Source organism: Methanosphaera sp. A6 (assembly GCF_001729395.1).
Taxonomy (GTDB): Archaea; Methanobacteriota; Methanobacteria; order Methanobacteriales; family Methanobacteriaceae; genus Methanosphaera; species Methanosphaera stadtmanae.
In genome coordinates this window covers 1-19,641 of the sequence record NZ_MAIF01000071.1, presented here as the reverse complement: position 1 = coordinate 19,641, position 19,641 = coordinate 1, and the positions used below count along the sequence as shown (strand labels likewise).

19 protein-coding genes, 1 tRNA gene and 1 other RNA gene are annotated in these 19,641 nt (G+C 27.8%); 10 read left to right on the top strand and 11 right to left on the bottom strand.

What is annotated here, in order from left to right; all coding sequences use genetic code 11:
* The first annotated feature begins 101 nt into the window (after nt 1–101).
* The 3 genes from ffs (at nt 102) to A9758_RS02455 (ending at nt 1,200) form a co-directional block, all read left to right on the top strand.
* Nucleotides 102–417, top strand: an RNA gene (gene ffs / locus A9758_RS02465) — signal recognition particle sRNA.
* 70 nt (nt 418–487) lie between these two features.
* A tRNA-Ser gene (locus tag A9758_RS02460) sits at nt 488–571 on the top strand.
* A 110-nt stretch (nt 572–681) separates the two neighbouring features.
* The gene (locus A9758_RS02455; RefSeq protein WP_048059703.1) at nt 682–1,200 is read left to right on the top strand and encodes a hypothetical protein; all 519 of its coding nucleotides are present in this window, start codon (nt 682–684) and stop codon (nt 1,198–1,200) included.
* Between the two features lie 23 nt (nt 1,201–1,223).
* On the opposite strand, the gene A9758_RS02450 is transcribed toward A9758_RS02455, so the two are convergent.
* The 4 genes from A9758_RS02450 to A9758_RS02435 form a co-directional block, all read right to left on the bottom strand.
* Nucleotides 1,224–2,339, bottom strand: coding sequence for a pyridoxal phosphate-dependent aminotransferase (locus tag A9758_RS02450; protein WP_011406109.1), 1,116 nt, complete (start codon nt 2,337–2,339; stop codon nt 1,224–1,226).
* A 63-nt stretch (nt 2,340–2,402) separates the two neighbouring features.
* Nucleotides 2,403–3,926, bottom strand: coding sequence for a radical SAM protein (locus tag A9758_RS02445; RefSeq protein WP_011406110.1), 1,524 nt, complete (start codon nt 3,924–3,926; stop codon nt 2,403–2,405).
* A gap of 114 nt (nt 3,927–4,040) precedes the next feature.
* Nucleotides 4,041–4,505 carry a MarR family winged helix-turn-helix transcriptional regulator gene (locus A9758_RS02440; protein WP_052273656.1) on the bottom strand — a complete coding sequence of 155 codons (465 nt, stop codon included), beginning with the start codon at nt 4,503–4,505 and terminating at the stop codon, nt 4,041–4,043.
* Between the two features lie 51 nt (nt 4,506–4,556).
* Nucleotides 4,557–5,948, bottom strand: a complete 1,392-nt coding sequence (locus A9758_RS02435) for an MATE family efflux transporter (RefSeq protein WP_011406112.1) — start codon at nt 5,946–5,948, stop codon at nt 4,557–4,559.
* Nucleotides 5,949–6,265: 317 nt separating this feature from the next.
* On the opposite strand from A9758_RS02435, the gene A9758_RS02430 reads away from it, so the two are divergent.
* On the top strand, nt 6,266–6,724 hold the full coding sequence (locus A9758_RS02430; RefSeq protein ID WP_011406113.1) for a phosphopantetheine adenylyltransferase: 459 nt from the start codon (nt 6,266–6,268) through the stop codon (nt 6,722–6,724).
* Nucleotides 6,725–6,731: 7 nt separating this feature from the next.
* On the opposite strand, the gene A9758_RS07440 is transcribed toward A9758_RS02430, so the two are convergent.
* Nucleotides 6,732–6,902 carry a class III signal peptide-containing protein gene (locus A9758_RS07440; RefSeq protein ID WP_112149399.1) on the bottom strand — a complete coding sequence of 57 codons (171 nt, stop codon included), beginning with the start codon at nt 6,900–6,902 and terminating at the stop codon, nt 6,732–6,734.
* Nucleotides 6,903–6,912: 10 nt separating this feature from the next.
* On the bottom strand, nt 6,913–7,110 hold the full coding sequence (locus A9758_RS02425) for a class III signal peptide-containing protein (RefSeq protein WP_232048215.1): 198 nt from the start codon (nt 7,108–7,110) through the stop codon (nt 6,913–6,915).
* 132 nt (nt 7,111–7,242) lie between these two features.
* Here A9758_RS02425 and A9758_RS02420 point away from each other — a divergent pair, with 132 nt between their 5' ends.
* A complete protein-coding gene (locus A9758_RS02420; protein WP_011406114.1) occupies nt 7,243–8,388 on the top strand; it encodes a UDP-N-acetylglucosamine--N-acetylmuramyl-(pentapeptide) pyrophosphoryl-undecaprenol N-acetylglucosamine transferase in 1,146 nt (381 codons plus the stop codon).
* A 37-nt stretch (nt 8,389–8,425) separates the two neighbouring features.
* A complete protein-coding gene (locus A9758_RS02415) occupies nt 8,426–9,130 on the top strand; it encodes a metal-dependent hydrolase (protein WP_011406115.1) in 705 nt (234 codons plus the stop codon).
* Between the two features lie 160 nt (nt 9,131–9,290).
* Here A9758_RS02415 and rqcH read toward each other — a convergent pair whose 3' ends face one another.
* Together rqcH and A9758_RS02405 are read right to left on the bottom strand one after the other, a co-directional pair.
* On the bottom strand, nt 9,291–11,291 hold the full coding sequence (gene rqcH, locus A9758_RS02410) for a ribosome rescue protein RqcH (RefSeq protein ID WP_011406116.1): 2,001 nt from the start codon (nt 11,289–11,291) through the stop codon (nt 9,291–9,293).
* A 203-nt stretch (nt 11,292–11,494) separates the two neighbouring features.
* Entirely contained in the window at nt 11,495–11,695 is a 201-nt protein-coding gene (locus A9758_RS02405; protein WP_011406117.1) for a histone family protein, read from the bottom strand.
* A gap of 450 nt (nt 11,696–12,145) precedes the next feature.
* Here A9758_RS02405 and A9758_RS02400 point away from each other — a divergent pair, with 450 nt between their 5' ends.
* The 4 genes from A9758_RS02400 (at nt 12,146) to A9758_RS02385 (ending at nt 16,107) form a co-directional block, all read left to right on the top strand.
* The gene (locus tag A9758_RS02400; RefSeq protein ID WP_011406118.1) at nt 12,146–13,036 is read left to right on the top strand and encodes a cation diffusion facilitator family transporter; all 891 of its coding nucleotides are present in this window, start codon (nt 12,146–12,148) and stop codon (nt 13,034–13,036) included.
* A gap of 144 nt (nt 13,037–13,180) precedes the next feature.
* Complete coding sequence (gene tgtA, locus A9758_RS02395; protein ID WP_011406119.1) at nt 13,181–15,205, top strand: tRNA guanosine(15) transglycosylase TgtA; 2,025 nt, start codon at nt 13,181–13,183, stop codon at nt 15,203–15,205.
* A 20-nt stretch (nt 15,206–15,225) separates the two neighbouring features.
* The gene (pyrI, locus tag A9758_RS02390) at nt 15,226–15,687 is read left to right on the top strand and encodes an aspartate carbamoyltransferase regulatory subunit (RefSeq protein WP_011406120.1); all 462 of its coding nucleotides are present in this window, start codon (nt 15,226–15,228) and stop codon (nt 15,685–15,687) included.
* Nucleotides 15,688–15,696: 9 nt separating this feature from the next.
* Nucleotides 15,697–16,107 (top strand): secondary thiamine-phosphate synthase enzyme YjbQ, encoded by a 411-nt coding sequence (locus A9758_RS02385; RefSeq protein WP_011406121.1) that lies wholly within the window; start codon nt 15,697–15,699, stop codon nt 16,105–16,107.
* A gap of 46 nt (nt 16,108–16,153) precedes the next feature.
* Here A9758_RS02385 and A9758_RS02380 read toward each other — a convergent pair whose 3' ends face one another.
* From A9758_RS02380 to pheT, 3 genes are all read right to left on the bottom strand, one after another.
* Nucleotides 16,154–16,417, bottom strand: coding sequence for a hypothetical protein (locus A9758_RS02380; RefSeq protein WP_011406122.1), 264 nt, complete (start codon nt 16,415–16,417; stop codon nt 16,154–16,156).
* A gap of 4 nt (nt 16,418–16,421) precedes the next feature.
* Entirely contained in the window at nt 16,422–17,576 is a 1,155-nt protein-coding gene (locus A9758_RS02375) for an aldo/keto reductase (RefSeq protein WP_011406123.1), read from the bottom strand.
* 294 nt (nt 17,577–17,870) lie between these two features.
* Nucleotides 17,871–19,550: a phenylalanine--tRNA ligase subunit beta gene (pheT, locus tag A9758_RS02370; RefSeq protein ID WP_011406124.1), complete on the bottom strand. Its 1,680-nt coding sequence runs from the start codon at nt 19,548–19,550 to the stop codon at nt 17,871–17,873.
* Between the last annotated feature and the right edge of the window lie 91 nt (nt 19,551–19,641).

Genomic DNA, 19,641 nt, shown 5'->3' with positions numbered 1-19,641 from the left:
TTTTTTTTAATTAAATTAGTAGTGTATATATTTTTCATGTATTTTTTTATTTTTTCATACCTTTTATAAAAAACTTTATTAACTGTGATATACATATATATTGTTAGGCTAGGTTGGGAGGCTAGTGGTCTCTTGTAAGCTCAAATCCTCTATATGGAGCGACCGAAGTTTTTGGAGAGGCATATTAAATGCTAATAAGCCTATTTCTATGATGTAGAAGTTTCGTCCCGTAGGATTAGCGGTAGTAGGAATTCAACTGGAGGGTTGAATTTAACTATTTTAATTAATTGAATGGGTCAGGTCTGGAAAGAAGCAGCTCTGTTTTAGACAACTGATGTTTACGGATTAACGGGATGGAGTTATGGATTTAGATAACTTATTTTTATGAGGTATGTCCATCCAATTACATGCCGTTTATTATATGGAAATTATAGTTAATTATAAATGTAATGACTTACAAACTATAATATAGATTTCTTTTATGTATGTCGAGGTGGCCCAGCCTGGTACGGCGGTGGCCTGCTAAGCCACTGGACAGATGTCCACCCGGGTTCGAATCCCGGCCTCGGCGCTTAATTAATTTTAACAAGACTTTTTTTTAATAAACTTTTTTAATTATTTAATTCAATAAATATAATTAGAAAACATTTAATATTTTTTTAGTTAAGTGGGTTGAATAGAATGTCAAGTGAAGCTAATAAAAAGTTTGTATCTAATATTAAAAAGGAAATACAACAAAAAATTAAGACAGAGAATAAAAATATTAAAGCACTCAATGATGAAAACATGGAATTAACACGATCTATTGAGGGTTATTCTAATTTTTATCATGAAGTAGAACATTTTTTCACTGAAAGTATGGCTGATTTTAATGTTAAACAGGATGAACTTCCAGACTATTTTAAAAGTAATATTAATGAGGTGTACCAGAATTATTCACAGATTAGATTAGATGCTATTGATGAAAAAAATCACTTAAATGAATATATTCTACATTGTAAAAAAGAAATACAAACTAATCAAAGATCTTTAAAATTCTATAAGTCTCAATACTCTGATAGTGATATATTTAGTGAATGTCTTCCACTTGTTGATGTATATGAAAAGAAAATAGAATTATATGAAAAAAATATTCAAAAAACTAATGATATAATATCTACTTTAGATGAAATAATTAATATTCTTAGTAATTGGAAATAAAAAAAAGAGTTTTAATAAAACTCTTATACCACTACTTTTTCAAGTCTTTTCATGGCTTTTTCTAAGTTTTTATAACTTTGTGCATAGGATAATCTCACATATTCACGTCCCATACTTCCAAATGCAAGTCCTGGAACTAGAATAACATCTTCTGTTAATGCTTTTTCAATAAATTCTTGTGAATTTCCAGCATGGAAAAATACATAGAATGCACCATCAGGATTACTACATTCAAGTCCCATATTATTTAATGATTCAACAACAAGATTACGTCTTTTTTCAAATTCATTTCTCATATCATTTACACATTGTTGGGATGATGTTAGTGCTGTTGTACATGCTTTTTGTGTTGCAGTATCTACACATGCTACATTATATTGATGTACTTTTAATATTTCATCTATTATTTCTGAATTACTTGAACAATATCCACTTCTAAGACCTGTCATTGCATATGCCTTGGAAAATCCATTGATTGTTATTGCATTATCTGTGTATGCTTGGAAGCTATAATGTTTTTTGTTGTATATTATTTTTTCATATATTTCATCTGCTATTATAATTATGTCTTTGTCTGTTGCAATATCTGCTATTGCCTTTATATCTTCCTTATCCATCACAGCTCCTGTTGGATTACATGGTGAATTCATAACAATGGCCTTTGTATTGTTTGTTAGACTTTTTTGAACATCATCTACTGTTGTTTTAAAATCATTTTCTATTGTTGTATTTACTTCTATTGGATTTCCACCTGCTAGAGTTACACATTCTTTGTAGGATAGAAATCCAGGATTTGGTATGAGAACATCATCATTTGGATTTACTAATGCTTGTATACTTGAGTATAATGCTTCACTAGCACCTACAGTTACTATTATATCTTCAGGTGTTGTTTTAATATTATTATCCTTGGATAATTTATTTGTTATTGCTTCTCTAAGTTCTATATCTCCCTTATTTTGTGAGTAATGTGTATAATTATTGTCTAGTGCATTTTTTAATGAATCTAGTATGTGTGGAGGAGTGTTAAAATCTGGTTCTCCTAATGCTAGATTTATTGCATTTGGACCTCCTTTACTAAACATTTTACGTATTTGTGATAAATTAATATTTTCTACTCTTTTTGCTGCATATTTCATTTTTTTTATCTCCTATTTTACTTGATTATTTAACATGATCCACATTTATAACATCCATCACTTTCACACCATGGTGTTATCTGTGATTCTTTCATTTTTTTCATATTCTTTTCTAAGGAAAGATTCTTTAATTCCCACATCTATCTCATGCCATGGTAGAATTTTTTCCTTATTATTTTTTGTTTCATTTATTTTATAGGCTATTTTATACCAGTCTTTAAAATGTATATTATGTCCTATTTTAAGTAATTTATTTAGTTCTACTCCACTGTTTGTGAGTATGTATTGTTTTGTTGCTTTTTTTAGATTTTCTTGTTTATGTTTATATTTAAGTCTTGAACTGTATGTTTTAAATTTCTTATTTAAATTGTCATAGTCAAATCCCATATATTGTAGGGGTGTGTGTGGTTTAGGTATTAGAGGATTTACACTTGTTTTTATTGTGTTGTATCTGACTGCTTTACTTGTTATGTCTCTTAGGAAGTTAATTAATTCCATTATATCATCACTTGTTTCATATGGTGTTCCAAGAAGTAGGTACATTTTAACTTTTAATTTAAGTGACATTGCCCTATCGATAGTTTCTATGATTTGTTGGTCAGTCATAGGTTTATTTAATTTCCAGCGTTGTTTTTCTATGGTTTCTGGTGCTATTGTTATTGTTTTAAGTCCATTTTCCTTTAAAATTTCAAGTAGTTCATCTGAGACTGATTCAACTCTAAGTGATGGTGTTGCTATTTGAAAACCTTCCTCTGTAAGTTTCCAGCATAACTCTTCAATACGACTATAATCACTAACAGCCTCTCCAAGTAGGGCAACCTTATTCTGTCCTGTAACTTGTCTTGTTTTAATAGCAGTTTCTATTAGTGTTTTTAGTGGTACTTCTCTTCGAGGTCTATACATACAACCACTCATACAGAATCTACAACCCCTTGTACATCCACGTGATACTTCCATTAAAAATGCATTACTACCAAATGCGGGTGTAAATCTTTTATCATCAGTTTTTGTTACTATCTGGTAGATTGGTCTCCATGCATCCTTCATATTCTTTACTTGTTGAATTTTAGTTGGATGTCCTGGCTTGTATACACCAGGTATTTCAAGAAAATCATAGATATCAGCACGTGGATTATTTGTATCACTATTTACATCGATAATTTCATCAAGTATTAATTCTGCATCACCTATAACAAATAAGTCAATAAAATTAGATATTGGAAGTGGATTTGATGTAGCACATGGTCCTCCTGCTATAACAAGAGGATGGTCTTTTGTTCTATCCTTACTCTCTAATGGAATATTACTATGTTTTAGCATATCTATCATATTGAAGTAATCTTCCTCAAATTGTAATGTAAAACTAACAATATCAAAATCTGCTAAATCACTTCTTGTTTCAATACTCTTTGTCTGTGGATAAATTACTCTTTCACAGTATATATCTTCACGGGCATTAAGATAGTCATAGATTATCTGGTATCCCATGGAAGACATTGCTACTCTGTATATATTAGGATAACATGATGCAAAACGAGTTATGACTTTTTTTGGATTTTTAATTACTGTATTGTACTCTTCAATCATAAAAAATATTCCTAAAATTAATACTTTTTTTTATATGGTTAAGTTATTATATATTTTTCATGGTTATTATTTTTTTATAAAAATTAGTAGATATAAAAAAGAGGGATGGGGGATTTATTTTTTATTTTGATTGAGGGAATTAATTGTAATATCATATAATATTTCTTTAATTTCATTTTTTTGTTTTTTATTAAGAAAACCACATACTTCCTCTTCCCATAGAGAATCAAAGTTTTCAATTAATGATGCTATTTTTTCCCCTTTTTCTGTAATGTATACGAAGTTTTGTCGTCTGTTGTTTTTATCAATTTTACGTGTTATAATATTTTTATCTTCCAAGTTACGAACAGTTCTAGCTATTGTACCCTCTGTCATGTGGAAAGCTTCTGCAAGTTCATGTTGTGTTTTTTTACCTTCTTTAAATAATTTCATTATTGTAGGATATTCACCTACTGATACATCATAGGGTTTTAGTGTATTTTTTAGATAGATTGTGTGTTGTCTGTATATTGTTGAGAGTATGAAACTTATGGGAAAATTATGGGCATTTTCTTTTGTAAATTTTTTTGGCATTGTCATTGGTATCATCCTTTTTTAATTATTTTTCAAAAAGAAATATTAGTATAAATATTATTCTTTATATTTTATTAATCTTTTTAAATAATATTTAAATACTATAAATCCTATTATGGAACCTATTGCAACTCCTAGAACAAGTCCATAGTATAGTCCATACTGGGCTAGTCCAAATACAAATGTAAATATGAGTGTAAGTAGGAGTACTAATATTAATTCTCTTATTACTGTTAATATAAGTGATATTGTTCCTTTTCCCATTCCTTGGAATACACATGCTGAGCATAAACCTAGTGGAATTCCAAGTAGGAATAATGCAAGTATTCTTAATGTTTCTGTTATTATAACTCCTAGATGTGCACTTGATGTTGAATAACTAAATAATAGTGCTATTTGTGGTGCAAATATTTCTATTAAAATAACTATTGCTATGGCTATTATCATGGATAATTTTATTGAATAGTAACATGTTGTTTTAAGTTTTTCATAGTCTCTTGCTCCATATGCTACTCCTCCAACTGTTATTGCTGCTGTTCCTATACCTACACTTGTCATCATACCCACTTGTATAACACTCCATGCTGCAGTGTATCCTGCAATTATTGTTGTTGTAGCAACAATGGATAATATTAAGTTTCCTATTATTGTTAAAACGGATATTATAAGTTGTTCTACACTAGCTGGTAGTGCTACTGCAATTAATTCCTTTGTTATTTTTGCATTGTAATGGAATTCTTTTATTTTAAATGATAAGTATGTGTCCTTTTTAATAAACATCCAGTATAACATTAAACATGTTGCTACTGTTGCTGAGAGTATTGTTGCAAGTGCGGCTCCTTCAACTCCAAGATTTAATGTGTATATGAATATTGGATCTATTATCATATTTAGTACACCAGTAAATATAAGGGCTATTGTGGCACGTTTTACATCACCCTCTGCTCTTAATTCACTTGATAATATTCCATTGAATATTAGTGTAAATGATCCTAGTATTATGATTGCTGCATATGGTTTTGCATATGTTATTACTGATGAGGCACCCATTACTATGAGTAGATTTTCAAGACATGGTAGTAGTATTAATGGTATAAGTATTGATAGTATAAGTCCTATTATTACTCCATGTAGTGCACTATTATCTGCACTATCTTTTTTATTTGCTCCTATATATCGTGAAATGAGGGAGTTTGCTCCTGCTCCAAATCCATTTGCTATTCCACCTATTATAATAAATAATGGTGTTACAAATCCTATTGCTGCAAGTGGATCTGATCCTAGTCCTGCTACCCATACTCTGTCTACCATGTTATATACCATGTTGAGTACAAGTGTTATTATCATTGGCCATGCTATTGCCTTTATTGCAATTTTAGGATCGCCTCTTATTAGATCTACTTTATCGTTTTTTTCATTATTATTTTTCATGTTTTTATTTGTGTTCATATTTTAGCCTCCTTTTAGTTTTTTTTTGGAATTTTTGAAAAATAATAATATACAATAATTCTTTCATATATAATTGTTTTATTTCAAATAATTTTAAATACAACTATTGCCTAAGCAAGTGTTTAATATTTTTTAAAATAATAATATATATACTTTTTGAATTAATGAAATATCTTTGATTTCTTTTAAAATTTATGATTTAATGAAGTTTTCATAAAGTATTTCTATAAATTCCTTTAAATAATATTATTTAGAAATATAAAACTAGTGAATATTTTTAAACTTATTTTAAAGATAAAATAGTAAAGGAATTTTATATGAAGGCGAAATATAGAAAAATAGCTGTGGGAGGAACGTTCGATAAACTACATAAGGGACATGAAGCCCTACTAGATGCAGCTTTTACAATGGCAGATGAAGTTTTAATTGGTATAACTTCAGATGATTTTGCATCAATGAAAAATCACGTAATTGAACCATGTGAAGTCAGAATAACTAAATTAAAATCAATAATAAAACCATACAACAAAAAATATATAATTAAAAAAATCATGGATTCAAATGGAACTGCAGATACTGATAAAAATCTTGATGCAATAGTAGTAAGTAAGGAAACAGAAAAATCAGCCATTGAAATAAACAAGATACGATGTGAAAATGGTTTAAATCCATTGGATATTATAATAATTGAATGGATATTAGCTGATGATGGTGTTCCAATTTCTTCAACCCGTATAAGAAAAGGGGAAATAGATCAAAAAGGAACTTTATTATAACTTCTTTTTAGATATTAGATAGTATGGAATTTCTACTGGTGTTTAAGATTATCTGTGTGTGATTGTTTATTTCATTTAGATAATTAATTGTAAAATGGGCTGTTATTAAAACAATCATACTTATTGTAGCTAATATTAGTATTAATTCAGCACTTATCTGTCCTTTTTCATCTATCATTAATAGAACATCATGTTTTATTTGTAAGATTGGCTCTAATTTGTTGAGCATCCTCTTTTGCACTGAATATATTTTCATTAGAAAAGTAACTAGAATATATTTGAAGGGCTATTAATGCTATAACTATTACTCCTCCAAATAATAATATATATTCAGCAGCACCTTGACCTTTCTCATCAACAATTAATTTAATAATAACACCTCCCAAAGTATTACTTATTGTATATATTGGTATTACACATATAAAAGTATTACTTTTTTTATAATATAGTAATACTTAAAATAGTATAAAATAAAACAACTAATATATAATATAAGTAAAAAATGGGTGTTATAACTTATGAAAATACTAATTACAACATGTGGGGTAGGTATTGGTCATTCATCAAGGGATGTTGCACTAGCAAAACTACTTGAGAAAAAAGGTCATAAAATCTACTTTGCAAGCTATGGGACAGGACTACATTACCTGCAAAAAAACAACTACAAACCATATAATCTACCACCCATGAACTTCCACCATGAAGATGGAGTACTTGATATAGAAAAATCAGTGAAAAAATCTAAAGATATACCATTTACCTTCATAAAAAGTATGTATAGAGAATCAAGAATAATAAAAAAAATAAAACCAGATTTAATAATAACTGATTCACTTTACTCTCCTCCAATAACAGCTAAATTTCTAAATGTTCCATGCTATATAATAACAAACGACCTAACATTTGGATTTTCACAAAATACAAATATGACTTCAATAAAATACTTTGAAAAAAGTATAAGAAAATTCATAATAGAAATATCCAAGTCAACAAATAAAATATTAATACCTGATATACCTGAATCCATAACAATACCCAAGGAACTTGAAGATAAAACAGAATTTATAGGACCTCTACTACATAAAAACCCACAGGAAATAGATACTAAGGAAAATCTAAGAAGAAAATATGGCCTAGATAATAATGAAAAAATTCTTCTAGTAACAATTGGTGGAAGTGATTTTGGAAAAGAATTAATAACAAACATATGTGCAGTATCTGAAGAAATAGAAGTAGATAAAATTTTCATATTCACAGGTCTTGAATTAAATCCAGATATCTTTAAATTACCATCTTCTAATAAAAAGGTAATAATAAAACAATTCACATACAATCTAATTGAATGGATGAAACTCTCAGATTTAACAATAACACTAGCAGGTCATACAACATCAATGGAATTAATATCAATAAAAAAACCAAACATAATGATACCAATAAAAAATCATATAGAACAAGAGAGAAACCTTAAGAAAATGAGACAATACAACATAACAAAAACAATAGAAACACAACAAAAACAACAATTACTAGAACTTATTAACAACACAATAAATAATCTAGATAAAATAGAAATAAATCCAAAATTATATGATACATTTCTAAAATACAATGGAAGAGAAAATGCCCTGAAAGTAATAGAAAATCTAAATAATATTAAATAAACATATATAATATTAACATTACATGAGGATTGATAAAATGAAGATAGAATACTTTGGACATTCAGCATTTAAAATAGTATCAGAAGAAGGATTAATTATGCTAATAGACCCATTTATTAGTAATAATCCCTTATGTTCAACACCTGTAGAAACAATAGATGCAGATGTAATACTCATAACACATGGACATTCAGATCACTTTGGTGATGCACTTGAAATAGCAAACAACTCTGGAGCAACAATAATAGCCACAGCAGAAATAGCAAATTTTGTACAACGTCAAGGAATAAATGCAATAGCAATGAATATTGGAGGAACAGTATCAATTAACAATCTAGTAAATGTTACAATGACAGATGCAAGACATACCTCTTCAATAGATTTCACAGAAGAAGTAGAAGAAGGAGGATCAGCAACAGGTTTTGTAATAACACTAGAAAGTGGTAAAAAAATCTATCATGCAGGGGATACAGGACTCTTTGGTGACATGAAAACAGTAATTGGAGACATATATAAACCAGACATAGCTCTAATTCCAATAGGAGATAAATACACCATGGGAATAGAAGATGCAGCAATAGCAGCAAAATGGTTACAATCAAGAATAGTAATACCAATGCACTACAACACATTCCCGGGTATAGAACAAGATGTGGAATTGTTTGCAAAAAATGTGGAAGATGAAATTATAGGTACAATGACAGTTCCTCTAATGCCTGGAGAAGATTATAGAGAAGAATAAATAAAGTAAATTCAAATAATAAAAAAAGAAGTGTTTTATTTATAAATATTAATTTAAAAAAAATAAAACTTTATATATAAACATAGATATAATTTTAATTAGTAGGAAAGATTTAACATTTTATATCCTATATTTTTTTAATAAGAATGAAAAAACATTCTTATCTAATCTTTCCATACTTTTGATTATATTCACGAATATCTAATAAATCACATTTACCACTAGGTAAACTACGTACAATATCATCAATACTAAATACTTTTTCTGCATCAATTTTATGTAATATTTCCTTAGATATACGCTCTTTCTTTGTAAAACCTGGTTTTACAATAACGTATTTATCAGTCATTTCTTTTAGACATTCAACAGGTCCTGCCATAATTCTTTTATCATCATCATAATCAACAACACCAATAGCAATTAACACTGGAACATTACGAATAAAATTCTTCTTACCTCTAATTACAAAAGCACCTTTTTTTAAGAATTCTCCACTCTGTGGTGTTTTAGATACTTGATCTAGAGTAACCCAATATGCATCATATGAACTAAATCCTTCAGTCCAAGCACTGCTAAAACTACTTGCAAAACAAGCAGCATCATACAATGTACTCTCTGGTATTTCATCTTCATTCTTGTTTTGAATTATAGTAGATGGTGCTCCATGAATATCACAGTGTAGATATATGTCGTTATTTTTAGAATATTTCTTTACTACCTGTTCATTACTATTAGCATCACGACCACCAATTACAAGATAACCATCTCTACTAATAAACCATCTGAGTTTTTCATACCATTTAAGTTCACGTTTTTCTCTTTTTTCCTGTTTCTGACGTAACAATTCAATAGCAACTTCTTTTTTATCTTCAAGCTTTTTAATTTCGGATTTAGTATTTTCTATAGCTTTGTTAACACCATCAATTTTACGTTTAGCTTTTTTACCCTTATTATAATACTTTTCAGTACTTTCAGGAATTCCAATATTACTATCTATTTGAACATGAGTATCATCAAGTTTTAAATTAATTACACCCATTTTGTCAATAGACTCAATCATTTCAAGTTCTGGAATTTTACCTTCTTTTTTGGATTTTTTTATAATTGAACCAATTTCTTTCCAAGAATAATTTTCACGTGCTTGATGTATTACATTGATTATCTGTTGAATTTCATTATAATGAGCATAAATAGTATCTCCTTTGTGTTGTTTATCTTCAATTGTTTTATAGAATCCTTCAAGAGTTTCTTCCTGCATTTTCAAACGTTTTTCAAACTTACCAATACGTTTTGCCCATAATTTTTCTTCCTTATTTTTAATATCACTAACAATCTTCTTACTATAAAATTCATCAGCAGCCATATTAAAGGTTTCAAATGATTTTGATTTAAATTGAGCATATTTATTCAATGTAATAGGTACTAGATCCTTATTTTTATCATTTTCATCAAGTATAATTTGTGGTTGTGGATTAGTTTCTATTTTATTAAATAATTCATTGATAGCATTATTTAGTTGTGTAATTTCATCATCAGTTAATTCCTTTGCAAGTTTTTCTTTGTTAATTGAGGTGTAGCTTATAACTTCCTCTGCATATAAACCACCAAGACCATTTGTTGCAAGTGTTCTTGTTATATCTCTATCAGATGTATTTATAACAGTTTTTAAATCTTCAAATCTACAGTTATTTATGTTAATTCCCTTTTCTGGAGGATACTTATATTCCTCATGTGCAGTGATTTTTCTATCATGCCATGTTTTATGTTTTAATGGTGAAATAATGTTATTATCCTTATCTAATAGTATGATATTTCCTTTACTAAATAATTCAACAAGTATTGTGTATTCTTCCTTTTTTTGCACCTTGATTTTAATGATTCTATCGAAGTTATGTTGTTCTATTGATGTGATACTTCCTCCACTTAAATGTTTTCTAAGTAACATTGGGAAATTTGGTGGTATTGTGGGGTTTGGTTGAGGGTAGTTTGTTAAATGAATTCGTACACCTGCTTGAATTACCAGGTCTTTACGTCCTTCTCCTGCTTTTCGTAGTTTTATTCTAATAGTATCAACATCAGGCTGGTATGCCTTGTCAATTCTAGTATTTATTAATTCTTTGTTTAATTCATTAACCATTCTATGAATGTCTACGTTTGACATTGATTTAATATTTACACCCTCTATGTTTCTTTAATTATTAATACATTATATTTATATATGGTATTTATAATGTAATTTTCCTAATTTATATGTAAAAAAAAATAAGATTTATTTAGAGAATATTTATAACTTAAAAAGTAATAGTTACTTTATAAAAAAAGAGTGATGTGTCTATTATAAAAAAAATAAGATAAGAAGAATATTTATTTCATTGCAAGTGCAATGTCTTCTGCTTTAACAGTTTTTCTACCTGCGTGTTTTGCAAGAAGTATTGCTTGTGATGCAATTTCTTCTCCAATAACTTCTAATTCTTCTGCTAATGCTACAACTGCATCATCACTTACACGTGCTGCTCCAGCATTTTTTATTATTCTTGAAATTGGTGCGTGTGGTAATTCACTCATGTTATTCATCTCCTTTAATTATTAATATGTATAATCATAGTATATATAGTTATTTACAATTAGTTTTACATTTCTTTTTTTAATTCAAATACTCTTCCCATAATGATAGGAATATTCTTGTCTATTTGGAATATTTTACATGAAATATCATATTCTCTTTTTGTATATTATTTATTATAAAATCATTCTTCTGTTCAATAAACATGAGGTGATTTTTGAAACAAAAATAGGAATAACAATATGTATTGTAGATTATTCTTTTTATTTAAATCATAATATACTTTAATTAAATATAGTATATTATATGACCTTTCATGCTTTGAAACATTAATTTAAAATAACTCTTTATAAGAATACATAATTATTTAGTTATACCTCATAATAAAATACTTAATTATTAATTAAATATAAATTTTATAATTAAATTGAGGTTAAATAATAGATGATTATATGTCTAATGAATATTATAGAAAAGTTAGAGAAGTTTTAGTACTTATATTAATAATTAACATAGCTATAGGTTTAGTTAAAATTATATATGGATATAAAGCAGGAGTTTTAAGTATTACAGCAGATGGTTATGATTCACTACTTGATGCTGTTTCAAACATCGTTGGAATAGTAATACTACTTGTTTCAGCAAAACCCTCAGATAAAGAACATAGGTATGGACACTATAAATTAGAAACTTTTGCATCAATATTAATATCATTTACATTGTTTATAGTGGCATATGAAATAATTTCATCTGCATTTGAACGTTTCTTTGCAATTACAACACCATCAATTTCTATAACAACATATCTTGTAATGATAATTACATTGATTATAACACTAATAGCTGCATATTATGAAAAAAGCATGGCTAAAAAATTACATAGCAACATACTTCTTTCAGATAGTGAACATATAAAAAGTGATGCTCTTGCAACATTTATCATAATAATAAGTCTTGTATTTGTTCAATTAGGTTATACTATACTTGATCCAATATTATCTATTGGAATTTCATTACTAATTATAAAAACTGGACTAACAATCCTATACTCCAATATCAACATATTACTTGATAAAAATATCTTATCTACCTATGAAATAGAAGATGTAGTAAAAGATATAAATGAAATAAAGGAGGTACATAATGTACGAACAAGAGGAACAGCTTCAACAATTTTTTTAGATATGCATCTAGTATTATCTAAGGATTTATCACTAGCTGATGCACATAGGTTATCACATATTTGTGAAGAAAAGATATGTGAGGAATATCCTGAAATTAAGGATGTATTAATTCATATTGAACCTGAAGAGGGTATGGATGATAAGATTGAATATGAATAATAATACATCCACCATTTTTTTTGAATCTATTTTTAATGATTTTTTTGAATTTAATAATATTTCTTTTAATATAATTTTTTAATAAATTATTTCATTTAAGAAATATAAATATAATACATAATATAAGAAATAAAAAAAATAATAATGGTGGATATAATCGTGGATTTTGAAATTAAATATAAAGATGCAATGGCAAGGGTAGGTAAATTTAAAACACCACATGGAACTGTAACCACTCCTGCTCTAATGCCTGTAGTTCATCCAGGTAAACAAACATTAGATGTTAAGAAGTTAGGTGCTCAGATAGTTATTACAAATTCATATATAATCTATAAAAATGAAGAACTTAAGAAAAAAGCATTAGAAGAAGGAGTTCATAGTCTAATAGATTTTCCTAATACAATAGAAACAGACTCTGGTTCATTTCAATTATCAGTATATGGTGATATAGATATTACAAATGAAGAAGTAATAAAATTCCAAGAAGCAATAAAAACAGACATAGGAACATCACTAGATATTCCAACAGCACCATATGTAAAAAGAGAAGAAGCAGAAAATGACCTTGAAATTACAATAGAACGTGCAAAGGAAGCAGCAAATGTAAAAAGTGATTTACTACTAAATAGTGTTGTTCAAGGTTCCACATTTCCAGATTTAAGAGAAAAATGTGCAAAGGAAATATCTAAGTATGATGCAGATATTTATCCAATAGGAGCAGTAGTACCATTAATGGAAATGTATAGATATGCAGATTTAGTTGATGCTGTAATGTATTCAATGAGAGGACTACCTGAAAACAAACCAAGACATCTTATGGGAGCAGGACATCCAATGGTATTTGCACTAGCAACAGCAATGGGTTGTGATTTATTTGATAGTGCAGCATATATTTTATATGCAAATAAAGATAGATTCATGATGCCTGATGGTACACTAAGATTAGAAGATCTTATAGAAATGCCATGTAGTTGTAGAGTATGTTGTGAATATACTGTAGATGAACTTAAACAAATGGACCAGAAAAAACGTGCAAAACTCATAGCAGAACATAACCTTCATATTAGCTTTGCAGAAATTAGAAGAATAAGACAGGCAATTGTTGATGGAGAATTAATGAAACTAGTAGAACTACGATGTAGATCACATCCATTTCTACTTGATGGACTAAGAAGACTCATGGAATATAAAGAAGATATGGAAAGATTAAATCCTAGTAGTAAAAAATCAGCATTCTTCTACACAGGATATGAATCTCTTGCAAGAAGTGAAGTGCCTAAACACTTAAAACAATTAGAAAATATTAAGCCTAAGAATAAAAATCTAGTAATACTACCTCATACAAGAAAACCATACACTAAATATGTAAATAGGGAATATATTAAGAAATACACACCAAAAATACCAACATATTACTCCAATACAACAAATACTGATTATTCAAACAGTGATGTTGTAGTAGCAGATATTCCATTTGGAATAATACCATTAGGATTAGATGAATTCTATCCATTAGCACAAAATGAATCCCCTTCAATTCATGATTTGGATTCAAAAAGATTTATCAGAGATATTATTAACAACTACTCTAAAAAATATGATAATGTTTTAATTCATAGGAAAGTTATTGAAAAATTTGACATCACCAACTTTAATCTTATAGAAGATGAATTACAACTTCCTGAAGCTAAAATAAGTGATTTTAACCGTTTAAATGATATTGCTGATTACCAGTTTGGATGTGGTGCTGGAAATGCATTATTTGGTGGAGATGAAGATAAAATCACCATAGAAAAAAGTCGTAAAACTAAAAAAATACGACATGTATTTGAAGATAATGAAAATATAGTAAATATGAGGGCAAATGATGGATTTTTAATTCTATCAGATCTTGGAGCAAAAAGATTACATAAATTCCTAGAATATCCACATAATAGGGTAGTTGTATCAGAAGATTCTGAACCATTTGCATTAAAGGGAAAATCAGTATTTAATAAGTTTGTACTAGATTGTGATGAAAATATAAGACGTAATGATGAAGTGTTAATTGTAAATAAGGATGATAAATTATTAGCATTTGGTAAGGCATTACTCTCAAGTTATGAAATAAAAGACTTCAATACAGGTCAAGCTATTAAAACAAGAAAATGGAAAAAAGAAATAGAATAAAAAAAAGGGAAGTAAATAACATGACAAAATCTGAATTAAAAGTTAAAAGAATTAAAAATGGAACAGTAATTGATCATATTACTGCTAACCGTTCATTAAATATTTTAAACATGCTTAAATTACCAGATGATGAAACAGCTATTATGGTTGCTATTAATGTTGAATCATCAGATATGGGACGTAAAGATATAATTAAAATTGAAGGAAGAGAATTATCACAAGATGAAGTTGATAAGTTAGTTCTTCTAGCACCTCAAGCAACACTCAATATTATTAGGGATTATCAAAATATTAGAAAATCCCACTTACATCTTATGGATGAAATTACTGATGTAGTCACATGTAGTAATCCAAATTGTATAACAAATTCCAATGAACCAATACAAAAGAGATTTGCTGTACAAAATAAGCAACCTATTACACTTAGATGTTATTATTGTGAAAGAACTATGGAATATGATGATATAGAATCACAATTTTAGAGTGATGTCATGTCAATAATACATAAAACAATAAGTATCAACACAAATAATGATATTGAATTAATAGATATTACAGAAGATATTCAAAGTATTCTTAGAAGTCATGAAATTCATAATGGAATAATTAACATATCCACTAAACATACAACTTCAGCCATTGTTATTAATGAAAATGAGAATGGTTTAAAAAAAGATTATATTAACTTTCTTAGAGAAATAGTTCCAAAAAAAGAATATTATCATGATTTAATAGATAATAATGCAAGAAGTCATCTGATGGCTCTGTTTACCACAGCTAATCAAACATTACCAATAATTGATAGTATGATTAATTTAGGTACATGGCAGAGTATATTTTTTGTTGAACTTGATGGTCCACGAAGAAATCGGGTTATTAACATAACAATAATGGGAGAATAAGTATTTTCATACTTATCCCACTTTTTTTTTAAAAAATTAGATTAAATCAGTATATATACAAATTTTTAGATAAATTAAGTAGATTTTCATTTTCTTTACTAATATTTGTTTCAGTAATTTTTTTCTTAGATAATTTTTTCTGATGTCCATATTCCTGAGCAAAGGAAACACACATATATTCTACACCTTTAAAATTGAGTATAATTTCATTATCTGATATTTTATTAATTTCTTTAAATAATTCTTTTGCTATTTCACCAATAGATAATATTCTTGGAATAATATTAACTACTTCTAATTCTTTAACCATTTATTTAAGCTCCAAAATGTTTTTCTACTACCTTTAATTCTTTAGGAATATTAATTGATTGTGGACATGATTCTATACATTTTTTACAATTTACACAGTTATGTGCCTGTCTATCTTCGTGCATGTGAAATTTATATTGAATTGAATTAATAGTTTCATCTCCAAGTAAATCCATATTATACTCTCTAAAACATTTAGGAATATTAACGCCATGTGGACAAGGCATACAGTAGTTACAGGATGTACATTTAATATGATTTAAATTATCATATTCTTCTTTTACTTGTCTTAATATTTTCTTATCATCATCTGATAATATTCCAATTTCTGTCTTATCAACTAGTTTAATATTTTCTTTTACTTGTTCTAATGAAGACATACCACTTAAAACACAGTTAACTTCTTTTTTATCCCATAAATAGTTAAAAGCCCATTCAAGAGGGGTGTATGATTTTGAGGATTTTTTGAATATTTCTTGAACTGTTGAGGGTTGTTTTTGTGCTAATTTTCCACCACGTAATGGTTCCATTATAATTGTTCCCAAACCTAATTTATTTATTTTTTCAACACCTCTTAAGCCAGTATTATCAGTTTCATCAAGATAATTTAATTGTGTTAGTACACATTCCCATTTATCATAATCATCAAGTATTTGATTTAATAATTCATAAGATCCATGTGTTGAAAAACACACATGTTTTATTCTTCCATCACTTATAGCTCTATCAACAAATTCATACAATCCACCTTCTTTAATATTTTCATAGAATGAATCTTTTATTGAATGAACAAAAAATAAATCAATAGTATCTGTTTTTAAACGTTCTAATTGTTTATCAAGTGTTGTATCAAAGTATTCCCATGATTTTATTTCCCATGAAGGCATTTTTGTTGATATGTGAACTTTGTCATAAAATCCTCTAGAGAGTATATCTCCAAGAATTGTTTCACTAACTCCAGGTTTACTTCTATCTGTTGTATGGTATACCCATGCTGTGTCAAATATGTTTACACCATGATTTATAGCATATTCAATCATCATCTCTGTTTCGTTAATATCAACATGTTCTGGATTATTATCAATAGTTGGTAGTCTCATTGCACCAAAACCTAAAATTGATGATTTAATACCTGTTTTTCCTAAAGTTCTATATTTCATATAATTATATTTATTTTTCATGATTATAAAAAATTATTTATTTTTTTAGAAGAAATAGTACTTTTTTTTATTAGATTAAACTTTGTATTTAGATTTAAGAGTGTGCGACAATTATTGTTCTATTAATATTATTTATTATATATAATATACAAAAAAAACATCAAATATTTGATAATTATAAAACATAGTAACAAGAAAATCTTGTTGAAAAACATCAAAAACAGAATTATTACATGTTCTCTTTAATTTTAAAAAAAGGTATAAAAAAGGAATAATTGAATTTATTTTTAAAATCTATTCAACTTCACTAAATTCTACTTCAAATGCAATTACTGGATATTCAAGTTCAAAGTTAGTAAGAACTTCTGGATGAATTTCTCCAAAATATCCTTTAAATGTAAATGGTGTGTTTTTATTCAATGGTTTTGTAGTGAATTTAGCACAACGACCTTTAATAAATGCTGAATCATCATGGTCTTCTAATTCCATTTCAAATCCCATATTTGCTACAAATGATTCAACTATTGATTTTATTGTTGTGAAGTTTGCAACAGAAGAGATTTGTGCAGCAGCTAATTTTTTAACAGTAACCATTTTTGTTTCTGCATTTTCATTGATATATGCTACATCCCCAATTTCAAATATTTTCTGTGGAAGTTCTTCATGTTTATTATCTTCTAAAAATTCAAGAAGACTGTTTATTAATGATTTTCTAATCATTGTTCTATCTTGTGTTATTGGTTGAGCTACTGTTACACGATCTTCTTCGACTTCTTTTCTAAGTTTTGTATAATGTTGTGTTTCACTTGTAAGCATTAAACTTTTTATTTCAGTAAATGATAATCCTATCATTACTTGTTCAAGAATTTGGTCAAACTGTCTTTTTGAATCTGGATTTGCTACTGTTGCAAAGTCTGGTAGTTGTGCAGGTAATTCATTAAATCCATAACCTAGGGCTATGTTTTCAATAATATCTACCTCATGTAGTATATCAATTCTATATCTTGGTACTGTAACACGTACAGTCTCTTCATTAATTTTTGTTGCATTGAATCTTGTTTTTTCTAGTGTTTCAACTATTTTATCTGCAGTTAAATCAATACCTATATATTCCTGTGCAGTTTTTGTATGTACATCTATAATTTTAGGTTCAAAGTCAGGATATGTTTTATTATCATGATATGGATAGTTTACTTCTATTGTTTCAATGGTTGCTCCATTTTCTGAGAGGTTTGCTGCAATAATATTTAATGCATTTGTAACAGCATTAATATCTGTTCCTGTTACATCTATGAAGAGGTTTGTTGTTTTTGTTGTTAATTTTGTAAGTTCACTGTTTATTATTGGTGGCATAGACATTATATTTCCATTTCCATCAACAATTAATGGGTATTTATCAAATTCTTTGAGTAGTTTAGCGTATTTTTCTCCTTTTTCATGGTTTTCTAGAATTTCATTTAATGTTAGGTTTTCTCTAGATTCCAATGGTATAAATGATGTTTCATTAGGATTTCCTGCTTTATAATAAAATGGTCCTTCTACTTTATCAAGATCATGAATACCTATTGCTACTTTTTTCCTGTCCCTTCCAATTACCCAGTGTAGGTGTTCCTGGAATTCCATGATATTACGAAGTTGATTATCATCAATTTTAACATTTTTTATCATACAACATGCAACATATGGTCTTATATTTTCAAGTTCACTATCCACTGTTATTGTTGTGTCTGTTTTTTTAACATCATATTCAGGTATTCCTTTTTCTAGTTCAAGGTATCCTTTTAGTGAACGTACAATTCCTTCTACACTGTAGTAGTCTGGTCTATTTGGAAAAAATTCTGCTTTTACTTCCACATCATCATATGATTCAACATCACTTGATATCATTGGAAGTATGTTTATAAGTTCATCTTTTGGTAATTCTTCACCTAATTGTTCGAATAATTCTTCATATGTAAAATTGATTACAGGCATTTTATTATCATTCCTTTTTGTTTTTTCCTTGTTTTGTAAATAATATTTTGTTATATTAAAAAAAAGTTTTAATTAAAAAAATTTTTTAATT

Excerpts from the sequence above, each read along its gene's own strand:
- A9758_RS02455 (WP_048059703.1), top strand. The coding sequence starts at position 682 with ATGTCAAGTGAAGCTAATAAAAAGTTTGTATCTAATATTAAAAAGGAA.
- A9758_RS02450 (WP_011406109.1), bottom strand. The coding sequence starts at position 2,339 with ATGAAATATGCAGCAAAAAGAGTAGAAAATATTAATTTATCACAAATA.
- A9758_RS02445 (WP_011406110.1), bottom strand. The coding sequence starts at position 3,926 with ATGATTGAAGAGTACAATACAGTAATTAAAAATCCAAAAAAAGTCATA.
- A9758_RS02440 (WP_052273656.1), bottom strand. The coding sequence starts at position 4,505 with ATGACAATGCCAAAAAAATTTACAAAAGAAAATGCCCATAATTTTCCC.
- A9758_RS02435 (WP_011406112.1), bottom strand. The coding sequence starts at position 5,948 with ATGAACACAAATAAAAACATGAAAAATAATAATGAAAAAAACGATAAA.
- A9758_RS02430 (WP_011406113.1), top strand. The coding sequence starts at position 6,266 with ATGAAGGCGAAATATAGAAAAATAGCTGTGGGAGGAACGTTCGATAAA.
- A9758_RS07440 (WP_112149399.1), bottom strand. The coding sequence starts at position 6,902 with ATGATAGATGAAAAAGGACAGATAAGTGCTGAATTAATACTAATATTA.
- A9758_RS02420 (WP_011406114.1), top strand. The coding sequence starts at position 7,243 with ATGAAAATACTAATTACAACATGTGGGGTAGGTATTGGTCATTCATCA.
- A9758_RS02415 (WP_011406115.1), top strand. The coding sequence starts at position 8,426 with ATGAAGATAGAATACTTTGGACATTCAGCATTTAAAATAGTATCAGAA.
- rqcH (WP_011406116.1), bottom strand. The coding sequence starts at position 11,291 with ATGTCAAACGTAGACATTCATAGAATGGTTAATGAATTAAACAAAGAA.
- A9758_RS02405 (WP_011406117.1), bottom strand. The coding sequence starts at position 11,695 with ATGAGTGAATTACCACACGCACCAATTTCAAGAATAATAAAAAATGCT.
- A9758_RS02400 (WP_011406118.1), top strand. The coding sequence starts at position 12,146 with ATGTCTAATGAATATTATAGAAAAGTTAGAGAAGTTTTAGTACTTATA.
- tgtA (WP_011406119.1), top strand. The coding sequence starts at position 13,181 with ATGGTGGATATAATCGTGGATTTTGAAATTAAATATAAAGATGCAATG.
- pyrI (WP_011406120.1), top strand. The coding sequence starts at position 15,226 with ATGACAAAATCTGAATTAAAAGTTAAAAGAATTAAAAATGGAACAGTA.
- A9758_RS02385 (WP_011406121.1), top strand. The coding sequence starts at position 15,697 with ATGTCAATAATACATAAAACAATAAGTATCAACACAAATAATGATATT.
- A9758_RS02380 (WP_011406122.1), bottom strand. The coding sequence starts at position 16,417 with ATGGTTAAAGAATTAGAAGTAGTTAATATTATTCCAAGAATATTATCT.
- A9758_RS02375 (WP_011406123.1), bottom strand. The coding sequence starts at position 17,576 with ATGAAATATAGAACTTTAGGAAAAACAGGTATTAAATCATCAATTTTA.
- pheT (WP_011406124.1), bottom strand. The coding sequence starts at position 19,550 with ATGCCTGTAATCAATTTTACATATGAAGAATTATTCGAACAATTAGGT.